Raw genomic sequence first — 11,928 nt, 5'->3', positions numbered from 1 at the left:
GTGATTGGTAATTTTTATGATTATTACCCCCAATGGAACTTGGAGGAATATTATTTTTTTAGTTTATAAAGATTCTATTTTCAAAAACGTTAAACAGTTGAGGAGCTGTATATTCTTGAAAAGAATTTGTGAGCTAGTATAGACAAGTAGTCGTGGAGGACTAATTTACATCTAGTTATTATCTAACTAAAAAGTTTAGCTCCAATTTGGAGGAATTTGAGCTTTTCAAAAAATGACAGGTGCTTCTTATTAAAATAATTGATGGCTTAGATAGTTGTTAATCATTTCAATTAAGTAGCATTTGACAACATGTATAAGGCCTTTTTGGTCATTTTACATCTAATCTTAAGTCCACAGGGAAGGAGGAACCCATTATGGATGAACAGATGGTAGCCCGCATTGAGGCAAATCCCGATTACATCGAATTGAAAAAAAAGCGCAACATTCTTGGTTGGTCGCTTACTTTTGTTGTATTGATTGTTTATTACGGTTGGATTTTCGTTATTGCATTTAACCCCCAATTTCTCGCGACAAAACTTGGCGCCGGTGTAACAACCATTGCAATCCCAATAGGTATTGGTGTGATTGTATTGATGGTTGCACTAACCGCATTTTATGTCGTGCGTGCCAATAAGATTTATGATGATCTAATTAGTCGTCTTGAAAAAGAGGTGGGCAAATGAAATCGATTAAAAATTATAACTTATTGTTTTTATCTGCCATTTTTGCTTTTATCTTTCAGTCAAATGCTTTTGCAGATGCAATTAGTGGTGAAATGGCAAAACAGCCATTAAATCTAACAGCTATCGGCATGTTTGCCCTTTTTGTACTGTTCACCTTAGGAATTACCGCATGGGCCGCTATGCGCACAAAGTCGCGAGCCGATTTTTATACCGCTGGTGGTGGTATTTCAGGCTTTAAAAATGGGCTTGCTATTGCTGGTGACTATATGTCTGCAGCCTCTTTCCTTGGTATTTCGGCTATGGTGATGAACCAAGGCTATGATGGGCTTATTTATGCGGTTGGCTTTCTCGTTGGTTGGCCAATTGTGATGTTCCTTCTTGCCGAGCGCATGCGTAATCTTGGTCGTTTCAATTTCGCTGATGTGTCTGGATTTCGCTTTGACACCAAGCCTATCCGCATTTTTTCTGCCTGTGGTACGTTGATTGTGGTGGCATTTTATCTTATTGCGCAAATGGTTGGGGCAGGGCAGCTTATTAAGTTGCTTTTTGGTATCAATTATATTTGGGCAGTGCTTATCGTTGGTGTGCTGATGATCACCTATGTGTTATTTGGTGGTATGAAAGCAACAACATGGGTGCAAATTATTAAAGCATGCCTTTTGCTGTTTGGTGTCACCTTTATGGCATTTATGGTATTGCTGCACTTTAATTTCAATTTCAACAGCTTCTTCCAAGCAGCCGTTGATGTTAAAACCCAAATGGCGCTTGCTGATGGTAAAACACCAGAGGAAGCTGCGGCGGCAGGCTTAAGAATTATGGCGCCTGGTGGCTATGATGCAATCTCAGCCATTTCGCTTGGCATGGCGCTTATGTTTGGTACTGCCGGTTTGCCACATGTTTTGATGCGTTTTTTTACCGTGCCAAATGCACGTGAAGCACGTAAATCCGTGTTATGGGCAACCGTCTGGAGTGGCTATTTCTACATTGTTATCTTCATTATTGGCTTTGGTGCTATTGCTCTTGTATTATCCAATCCCGAACTTGCCGCGCCGTTAACCTCTGGTGCGGGTGCATCCAATATGGCGGCGGTTATGGTTGGTAAGGCTGTTGGCGGCAATATGTTCTATGGCTTTATTTCAGCAGTTGCTTTTGCTACTATTTTGGCTGTGGTTGCAGGTCTAACATTGTCTGGTGCAACCGCTATTTCTCATGATATTTTCAACATGATATCGAGAAAAGGTATGGCAACAAATGATGAAGAATTGCGCGTGTCACGTATTGCTACAATTTGCATTGGCATTGTTGCAGTGCTTCTTGGTATTGCTTTTGAGCAGCAAAATGTTGCCTTCATGGTTGGGCTTGCTTTTGCTATTGCGGCATCTGCTAACTTTCCAGTATTACTACTTTCCATCCTGTGGAAGGGGTGTACAACGCGCGGTGCGGTAATTGGTGGCTTCATTGGTCTTGCTCTTTCTGTTGGTCTAACGATTGTTTCGCCGGCTGTTTGGGTCAATACGCTGCATCTTTCAAAAGAATCTGTGTTGTTTCCTTTTGCGTCGCCAGCAATTATTTCTATTCCAATCGCATTCTTTAGTGTGTGGTTCTTCTCTATAATTGATAAAAGCGCCCGTGCGAAAATTGATAAGGCAGGTTTTAGAGCTCAAGAAATTCGCTCAGAAACGGGTTTTGGTGCTTCGAAAGCATCAGATCACTAGTAGAATTTCCAAAATTGGATTTTGTGATCTCGTTTTAAATATATTGTAAGTATAACGCGTTTTAAGTTTAGCCCCTGATGAAAAGTGAAGAAACACTTTTGGTCTGGGGCTAATTGTTAAAATTTATCGTCATAATATACGTATTAAATTTGCGGAAAGTCATTCCTAAATTCGTATAATAGTCTTAAATTTTTATCAAAATCCAAATCAGATATTATTTAAGTGCCGTTTTATTCAATATAGAAAATTTTATTATGATTTTTTCAGTATAAAAATATTTTTACTCTAATATTTGCCGATTAGCATCGTTAATTGCATCTTTGTAAAATAACTTGATGCATATTTAAAGCTTGAGATTAATGTATTTTAGAATTTCATTATATAATGTTTTGATGTTATTATGATATAATTGCAACAATTGGTAATTTTTTTATAGTTAATTTTTTCTAAAAATATTTATTATAAAAAATATATAAATAAAACAATTATTTACGTTGATGGTGTGAATTATATCTTGTTGGTGAATGGTTTTGAAGGCGTGAGGTGTAATTAAATATATATTTCACTTATATTTTATATTATATATTAAATAAATATATTTATTATAATATCTGTGAGTTTGTATGAAAAAGTTTTTATTAGCTAGTACGGTATTAACTGGAGCCTTTTTGTTCGCTACAAATGTGCAAGCGGCAGAATGTTTAACAGCCTCTAATGGTACTTTCGCAATTGGCACAAATGGTGCTCCCAATCAAAACAGCTGTTCAATTAGTTCGGTTAATTCAACTATTGGAAATGATAGTATTTGGGCAGGTGGTTTTGGTGTTTATAGTGGTCGCACAAGCAACACTATGACTATTGAAAATGATTTTTCTACCACTGTTAAAGGTAGCGCCGGCATCATAGTTTATGGTGGTGGTGGCACTACTGCAACTCAATCGGTTTTTGATGCAACGGGTAAAACAATCAATTTAACCCTTGAAAATCTGACTGCAAACCCGCAGACTGGTGCAGGGGACCGAATTGCAAAGGTTGGCCTTGGCGTGTCCCATGGTGGAATGGCAACCATAGGCACTCTTAATCTTAGCATGCTTAATTTACCCTCTGGTTCTGGTGGTGGCACTTGGGGAGTAGGTGACCGTTATGAGCATTATGGTGTATTGGCTGGCTCTACAGTTAATGCGGGTGAGCCAGCAGCTTTTAATGGGATGCAATCAAAGGCGGTTTTTGACAATTTAAATATTACCATGCAGTCTGAGCAAGGTGGTTGGCTTTTCACTCGTTATCCATTATTGGCAGGCATTCGTGTCATTCAAGGTGCTGGCCAAAGTTCGGGTAACGGTGCTGCAGGTTATGTTGAAGTTAAGAATGATTTGAATATTAATCTTACAGCCCAAGGCAATGATGCTATTGGCATTTATGTGTCTGGTACGGAAAAAGATGGTGTCCGCCCAGAAGTGCGTATTCATAATAGTAATATTACTATTACGAGTACATCCACTCGCGCCAATGCGCTACGCATTGGTAAAGAGTTAACTGTGGCAGGTACTGGCGAAGGACTTATTACTTCCACCGGCAATATGGTTCTTGATACATTAAATGCACCTAATTCTTCGGCCATTGCCGTTGTTTGGCAAGGTGGCGCTTTGAATGCGGATGCTGATACAGCATCAACCACAATTAAAGCTGGCGGGCAAGCAATTACCGTTAGCGCAAGTACAGACATTGCCAGTGTACAAAGTCAAACGAGTTTCAACAATTTGGTTGCAACGACAAGCTCCGCAACAGCTAATTTGATTGACGTCATGGGTGCTAATGTTGATTATTTGCTAAGTGTTCGCGGCACTAACAGTAATCTTACAGCTGCGGATGAAGGTTATATTTTAAATATGACTGGTGGTAGCGTAACCCAGCCAAGCACCACTGTTTTTAATTTTGCTGACGGTAAAATGACCGGCCTTGTTAATAAGGGCGCAAATACAACACTAGATCTTAATGTTTCAAATAATGCCCAATGGATACTTGCCGCCAAAAATGGTACTACACCATCCACAACTGCAACATTTGACCAGTTAAATCTTACAAGTGGTGCTCAAATTATTGCATATGGAGCATCTGATGGTAGTGCAAATTTCACCTTGCAAGGAAATGTGCTAAGTGACGCTGGTGTTTTAAATCTAAACAGTGGCGTTGCGGGTGATAGTTTAACAATTAAGGGCAATTATACCGGCCGTAATAATGCGCTTTTATCAATAGATACTTTTCTTGGTGAAAGTGGCGCTTTATCCGATCGCCTAGTGATTGATGGTGGTCAAATTGATGGTAATACTCTGGTTCGCGTGAATAATGTTGATGCAACCAATGCAGGAGGCAATACCGAGCCTGGTCAGGGCATTAAAATTGTCCGTGCCATAAATGGCGGTACAACCACCGATGATGCTTTTGCATTGGATGCAACGGCATCCAATGCCTATACATTGCAAGGACAAACCATGGTTGGTGCTGGTGCCTATGCCTATGGTTTATTCAAAGGTGCTCAATCATCTACGGTAACAGAAGATGAATATGGTGAAACAGAACTTCAAAATGACTGGTACTTGCGTTCGCAATTAAAGCCAGTTGAGCCTCCTGTCGAGCCGCCAGTTAAGCCTCCCGTGAAACCGGAAGAGCCACCAGTACAACCACCTGTAAAGCCTCCCGTAAAACCGGAAGAGCCACCTGTAAAGCCTCCAGTAGATCCAGTAGAACCTCCAATTTTACCGGCTCCACCCGTTTTTCAAGCCGGCGTCCCCACCTATGAGGCTTATCCGCAAGCACTGCTTAATTTAAACAGCTTACCAACGTTACAACAGCGTGTTGGCAATCGCATTTGGATCAGTGCGAGCAATGGCTCACCTGTTGAAATAAATGTCGAGAATACTGGGCTTTGGTCTCGTATAGTTGGCAATCACAGCCATTTTGAATCCCAAAAATCAACCTCAGGAGTGGATTTTAATCAAAATATTTTTAAAGCGCAAATCGGTATTGATGGAAAACTGTATTCAAATGACCATGGCAGCTTAATTAGCGGTATCAATGGATTTTATACTACTGGTAAAACCAAGACCAAATCATTTTATGGCGATGGTGAAATCACCACTGATGGTTATGGTTTGGGCGGAACTCTCACGTGGTATGGCAATGATGGTTTCTATGTCGATGGCCAAGCACAGGTCACCCTATATAACAGTGATCTAAAATCCAATTTAGCCAATCGCAACTTAGTAAGTAGCAATGATGGCTTTGGTTATGCTTTATCAGCCGAGGCAGGTAAGCGCTTTAAACTTGATGAGAAATGGTCTATTACCCCGCAAACACAGCTTGTTTATTCTAATATTGATTTTGATAGTTTTCACGATATCTTCAATGCAGATGTAAGTTTAAAGCGTGGCGATAGTTTAGAGGCTCGTTTGGGCTTTGCTGTTGATTACGAAACCAGCTGGAAAAATGATCAGGGCTCATTAAATCGCACTCATATTTATGGCGTTGGCAACCTTTATTATGCTTTACGTAGCGGCACCAGTGTCGATGTTTCCGGAGTTGATGTCTCAAATCAACAACAACGCTTATGGGGCAGTGTGGGAGCTGGTGGTTCATATAATTGGAATGATGATAATTATTCAATTTATGGCGAAGCTCTCGTCAAGACTAGCCTCAGCGGTTTTGGCGATAGTTATGGAGTAAGTGGCCGTATTGGTTTTAGAAAAAAATGGTAGCAAATCGCCTCACTGAAACTGCTTAATTGAGCGTCTTTAGGTTGGTAGATATTTAGCTGAAATAAAAAAGGCCGATACAAATTTGTATCGGCCTTTTTTATAAGGATTTTGATATTTTTATCGCGTTTAAAATTTGATTTTCTCTGATCTAAATCCCATGCCAACAATCCGGCCAGCAAAATGCGCAAGCGGTGGCCATTTTGCAATATAGCGCATGAAGCTTGGTGGCGCTTTCTTCTTTTCTGGATCAAGATTGCGCTTTTGGCTACTTTTTTGCATCATGAGTTGCAATCTTTGCGTGGCTTTGGTGGGGAATGAACGGCGTTTTTGTACCTTTGCCAAATCCTTTGTGCTAACATTTTTATTCCGCAATGGCGCATTTAATATATTGGTTGCGGCAACAGCATCTTGTATAGCAAGATTAACACCAACGCCCCCAATCGGTGACATGGCATGGGCAGCGTCACCAATGAAAAGAAGCCCCGGCTGCCACCACTGCTTAAGGCGGTTAATGCGGATGGATAAAAGATGGACAGCATCCCATGAGGTAATTTCATCCATGCGGCTTGCGGGCAGCGGGGAAAAGCGTGCAACTTCCTCGCGAAAATTTTCTAAGCCCTTGGCTTTTAGCTCTTCAAAGCTACCCTTAGGGATAACAAAGCCACATTGCCAATAATCGCCCCGATCAATAAGGATAAAGCCCTGCCTTGGGCCGCCATGCCCCATTGTATAGGGTGGATCTTCCTTCTGGTGTGATAGCTTCATCCATAAAACATTGCTAGCCACGCCAAACTCTTCCAAATCAAGACCAGATTGTTGCCTTAAGATTGAATTGCGTCCATCAGCGGCAATGGTTAAGGGCGCTTCAACACGAATATCGCCTTGCGAGGTTGTTGCCTCAACACCAACGACCTTATCATGCTCGTATAAAAGTTTGTGGCTTTGGCAATCCATGATAATCGAAAAATTATCAAACTGTTTGGCTTTGTCGCATAGGAAATTTAAAAATTCCCATTGCGGCATGAAAGCTATAAATTTGCATTTGGTGGATAGTTTGGAAAAATCGGCAATGGTGATATCTTTGCCATTAATTTCAGCATTTAATTTTTCTGCTCTTGTGTGGGAAATTTTTAAAAACTCGTCCAAAAATCCCAACTGGTCAATGAGATCAAGGGTTGAGGGGTGAATGGTGTCGCCGCGAAAATCGCGCAAAAAATCACTATGCTTTTCAAGTAAAACGACTTGTCGTCCTTGCCGCGCCAGTAGATAAGCAGCCATTAGGCCGGCAGGGCCTGCACCAACCACAATAACCTCAGCTTTGATTGTCTGTTGTAAAATATTGGCTTGATTTTGATTGAGGGACGGAGCAATTGCTTGGGTTGTTTGATCGATAGAGGACATGATAGCATTCCTTGATGTGATCTCACCAATCTAATTCAAAATACACCAAAAGCCAACAATTATGAGTAAATAAGTCATATTTCTTTTAAGGTTCTATCGCATATGTTGCTAATGCTTCCAAGCGTTGTTATTTAAATTTTTAGCAGCCATTAAAATAAAAACCCCCGAAGAAAATCTTCGAGGGTTTTAAAAACTAGTAAAGTTTTAAAACTTAAGCGTTGAGGCTTTTCAAGCGCTGTGCAAGACGAGAAACCTTGCGAGCTGCTGTATTTTTTTGGATAACGCCCTTAGTTACAGCGCGCATGATTTCAGGCTCAACAGTTTTGAAAGCAACTTGTGCTTCTTCTTTGTTGCCAGCAACAATAGCATCTTCAAACTTACGGATGAAAGTGCGAACGCGTGAACGACGTGATTTATTGACCTCTGTGCGAGCTGCAATTTTGCGCACCGCTTTTTTGGCCGAAGCTGTATTAGCCATTTATCTCTCTCTTTTCTCGATAACGACCATCAAAAATAATGGCACGAAAATTAAATAACGGCACTTCGACCGTATAACTTTCCGCGCTTATACTGGATTAAGGGGCAAAGGTCAATGAGATTTTCCAACGCGCAGAAGCAAAAAACGGCGATTTACTCATGTTTTCAAAAGAAATTAATGTAAATTTACCAATATTTTAAAAATCGCAATCTCCTATGCCGACTCACGATTCTTGTTACTTTGCATTGGGCTTTAACTATTGGATGAGTTGTCTTTTGATTTATTATTGCTTGGCGCCGATAGTTTATTGCGTAATGATGTTGGTAATAATTGTGATATGAGAATACCAGCAATAATTAACGCTGCACCAAGTAGCGCAAAGGGACCAAAACGCTCCCCGGCCATCCGGCCGAAAAGACCAGCCCATATTGGCTCACCGGCATAAATGATGGTAGCTTTGGTTGGGGATACTGATTTTTGCGCCCAGTTCATTGCTAATTGGATAAGCGCTGTCATTGTGCCAAGTGCAACTGCTGCCCAAAACCAGATTGGTGAAAATTGAGGGATAGGTTCACCAAGGATTGGCATGGTAATAAAAGCGGCGATCGATGCCACAATTAGTTGCACTAAAGTGAGGCGGCGGCTATCAACTTCAGGTGCAAATTTGCCGATAAGAATAATTTCAATCGCAATAAAGAAAGCCGCAATGATGGTGATAATTTCACCAAAAGAAAAACTAAAACCTATATTTTGCGGATCTTTGATTAAAATAAGGCCAATAAAGCAAAGGGCAGCGCCAATCCAACTACCAAGACTAGGACGGCGTTTTAATACGCCCCATTGCAATAGCGGTACAAATGGCACATAAAGGGCAGTAATAAAGGCTGATTGGCTGCTATTGATGCTTTCGAGCCCCATAGTTTGCAAGCCATAGCCTAAATAAATAGATAGACCGATAGCGGTGCCACCAATAATTTCTTTTTTGCTAAGGCCTTTTAACGCTTTATGAAATACAATTGCGACAATTACGGCAGCCACAAAAAAGCGGAACCCTACAAAGAATAGCGGCCCGCTCTGGTGCACGGCCTGTTTAATAATCAAAAATGTACCACCCCACAGAATGGTTACACCAATGAGAATAAGTTCTTGCGGGCGTAAAAAAGTAAAAGATTTCATTGGTCCATACTTGTTTTGGTGGGCTTGGTATTTTGGTTGGCGCGCTCTCGAAGCAATTTCTTATAATTGCAAAGCGGTTAAAAAAATCAAGCTATTAAAGGGTAGGTTTTAGATTAGTTTGATAGTCAATGATTGTTGAAAATGATGAATTAGACTGCAATGCAGTTAAATCAATATCTTTTCTAAAAAAGCACCAAGGTCATTGGTTTTAAAATCAATATGACTTTGGTCGCTATCATCACCTTGTGGTGTATCATGGGTTTGAGCTGCTTGTAGTATAGGTTCTATTAATACTGTTTGCATTTGTAAAGATTTTGGCACTTTCAAATTGCGGACAAGATCTTCAAACATAACCGCGCGGCTTGGATCTATGGCAAATTTCTTTATAAAAATATCATAGGCCTCTTGCTTGGGCTTTGGAATATATCGAGCCGCCTTAATGTCAAATATGCCATCAAACACGTTTTCAATGCCAAGCCTTGTTAATACACTTATAGCATGATTGTGATCACCATTGGTAAAGATGTATTTTTTGCCCGTAAGCCTTTGCAAATTTTGCCTAAGAATTGGCGCTGGGCTTAGCCAACTATAATCGATATCATGGACTTTATTTAAAAAATCTTCTGGATCAATGTCATGAAGATGCATTAAGCCAGATAGGGTGGTGCCATAATCACGATAAAGGTCTTTTTGTAATTGGCGTGCACTTGTCCTATCCATGTTTAGCAAGTTGCTGACATAGTCAGTCATTTTAATATCCACTTGCGAAAAAAGATGGTCACCTGGTGGATAAAGGGTGTTATCAAGATCAAACACCCAATAATCTATTTTTTCCGTTGGAAAGTTTTGCGCGCCCATAAAAATACTTATCCGCGCACAATCAAAGTGCCAGCACCGCGCTCGGTAAACAGCTCAAGCAAGACAGAATGGGCGGTTTTACCATTAAGAATAACCACACCTTCAACCCCGCGCTGAATGGCTTCAATGCAGGTCTCTACCTTGGGAATCATGCCACCGCTAATTGTGCCTTTTTCAATCATACGGCGCGCTTCGCTTACCGTTAATTCTTTGAGCAATTTACCATTTTCATCAAGAACGCCCGGAACGTCCGTCAAGAATAAAAGCCGCTTTGCAGTTAATGCACCAGCAATAGCGCCAGCAAATGTATCAGCATTGATATTATAGGTATGACCATCGCGCCCCGGTGCAACTGGTGCAATAACTGGAATCATTTCCGAGCGGGCGAGTAAATCTAATAATGTGCGATCAACTTCCACTGGCTCGCCAACAAAGCCAAGATCAAGCACACGCTCAATATTGGAATCAGGGTCAATAACGGTTTTTCGTGCTTTCTCGGCAAAAACCATATTGCCGTCTTTACCGCAAAGACCAATCGCCCATTCACCTTCAGCATTGATCATAGCAACGATTTCTTTGTTAATTGAGCCTGCAAGAACCATTTCAACTATTTCAACGGTTTTTGCATCGGTGACGCGTAAGCCACCTTCAAATTTTGATTCAAGACCCAATTTTTGCAACATGGTGGCAATTTGTGGACCGCCACCATGAACAACAATAGGATTAATGCCAGATTGTTTTAACAATGCGATGTCACGAGCAAAAGCGCGTCCAAGTTCAGGATCACCCATGGCGTGGCCACCATATTTTACAACGACAGTTTTGTTTTCATAGCGTTGCATATAGGGAAGGGCGGCAGAAAGCAGTGCGGCCTGCTTTTCAAAAATTTCTTGCTGGCTATCAAAATTATCGCTCATGGATATCTCCCTAAAATCAATATTTTGATTTTTTAACCAAACATGCGTCAAGCGCAATAGAATTTTTTATTATTAAGACATTTTTGATGGAAATGATGAAATTAAAATGACAAACATTTTTGGACTATGCCCAACCAATAGGGCCAATTAGGCTCTATTGGTTTAATATGTTTATAATTTTATCGGCGGCCGCATTGGCGCAATTGCATATCATATTGGCGGCTCATTGTTTGCGCGCGCTGCGCACCGCGCCCGGCAATGCCACCGCGTCCATTGCCGCGTGCATAGCCTGTATGGCCAAGATAATAATTGAGATAAAGATTATAAGCATCATGGGGTGCGACACCGTTTTTTTGGACACTTTGGCGGTGGTACCATGCGATAAAGCGAGCGGCATCTTCAAAATTATTACGCCTTGCGCCAGTGCGTCCCGTTTCACGGCGATAGCGATCCCAAGTACCATCAAGTGCTTGCGCATAGCCATAAGCAGTTGATTGTCGTTTCCAAGGGATGAACCCTAATAATTTGGTTCGCGGTGGGCGGGCATTGTGCTTGAAATTTGATTCTGCATACATGGTTGCCAAAATGACCGGTGTTGGAATACCATATTCGCGCTCGGCTTTTTTAACAGAGCGTTCCCAATTGGTAAAAAAGCCGTTCTTTTGGTCAAGAACAGCACAAGCATTGGTTGTATGGTTGGGAGCGCTTGCACACCCAGCCAATAACGCCACTAGCGTTAAAAAAAACAAAATGCGCGACATGTTAATACCTCTAATTGAGGTAAAAGCATAAAACCAATTTTATTAATAAGATGTATATAAACCAATTAACCATAAACTTACCCACACCCCTAGTTTTAATGATTTTATTTTTAAAAATACGCTATGCGAGTGCGGTAGTAAGGTTTAAAAATCATAAAAATGCTAAGTATATTTTAGCTAAATT

Annotated in this window: 9 protein-coding genes; 3 read left to right on the top strand and 6 right to left on the bottom strand. The window is 40.9% G+C overall.

What is annotated here, in order from left to right; all coding sequences use genetic code 11:
- Window positions 1-374: 374 nt before the first annotated feature.
- The 3 genes from N6B01_RS10000 (at window position 375) to N6B01_RS09990 (ending at window position 6,153) form a co-directional block, all read left to right on the top strand.
- A complete protein-coding gene (locus tag N6B01_RS10000) occupies window positions 375-683 on the top strand; it encodes a DUF485 domain-containing protein (RefSeq protein WP_182417622.1) in 309 nt (102 codons plus the stop codon).
- Window positions 680-2,398, top strand: a complete 1,719-nt coding sequence (locus N6B01_RS09995) for a cation acetate symporter (protein WP_182417621.1) — start codon at window positions 680-682, stop codon at window positions 2,396-2,398. The genes N6B01_RS10000 and N6B01_RS09995 overlap by 4 nt, the downstream gene beginning before the upstream one ends.
- A 623-nt stretch (window positions 2,399-3,021) precedes the next feature.
- A complete protein-coding gene (locus N6B01_RS09990) occupies window positions 3,022-6,153 on the top strand; it encodes an autotransporter family protein (protein WP_262078567.1) in 3,132 nt (1,043 codons plus the stop codon).
- A gap of 126 nt (window positions 6,154-6,279) precedes the next feature.
- Here the strand turns inward: N6B01_RS09990 and N6B01_RS09985 are convergent, their stop codons facing one another.
- The 6 genes from N6B01_RS09985 to N6B01_RS09960 form a co-directional block, all read right to left on the bottom strand.
- Window positions 6,280-7,554 (bottom strand): FAD-dependent oxidoreductase, encoded by a 1,275-nt coding sequence (locus N6B01_RS09985; protein WP_262078566.1) that lies wholly within the window; start codon window positions 7,552-7,554, stop codon window positions 6,280-6,282.
- A gap of 211 nt (window positions 7,555-7,765) precedes the next feature.
- On the bottom strand, window positions 7,766-8,032 hold the full coding sequence (rpsT, locus tag N6B01_RS09980) for a 30S ribosomal protein S20 (protein WP_182417618.1): 267 nt from the start codon (window positions 8,030-8,032) through the stop codon (window positions 7,766-7,768).
- Between the two features lie 252 nt (window positions 8,033-8,284).
- Window positions 8,285-9,208, bottom strand: coding sequence for a DMT family transporter (locus tag N6B01_RS09975; RefSeq protein ID WP_262078565.1), 924 nt, complete (start codon window positions 9,206-9,208; stop codon window positions 8,285-8,287).
- A gap of 165 nt (window positions 9,209-9,373) precedes the next feature.
- On the bottom strand, window positions 9,374-10,066 hold the full coding sequence (locus N6B01_RS09970) for a pyrimidine 5'-nucleotidase (RefSeq protein WP_262078563.1): 693 nt from the start codon (window positions 10,064-10,066) through the stop codon (window positions 9,374-9,376).
- A gap of 8 nt (window positions 10,067-10,074) precedes the next feature.
- Window positions 10,075-10,983, bottom strand: a complete 909-nt coding sequence (gene argB, locus N6B01_RS09965; RefSeq protein ID WP_182417615.1) for an acetylglutamate kinase — start codon at window positions 10,981-10,983, stop codon at window positions 10,075-10,077.
- A gap of 179 nt (window positions 10,984-11,162) precedes the next feature.
- On the bottom strand, window positions 11,163-11,744 hold the full coding sequence (locus N6B01_RS09960; protein ID WP_262078560.1) for a transglycosylase SLT domain-containing protein: 582 nt from the start codon (window positions 11,742-11,744) through the stop codon (window positions 11,163-11,165).
- Window positions 11,745-11,928 lie beyond the last annotated feature (184 nt).

The sequence above is a fragment of the Bartonella sp. HY406 genome, from assembly GCF_025449315.1.
Lineage (GTDB): Bacteria > Pseudomonadota > Alphaproteobacteria > Rhizobiales > Rhizobiaceae > HY038.
This window is presented reverse-complemented; position numbering and strand designations above follow the sequence as displayed.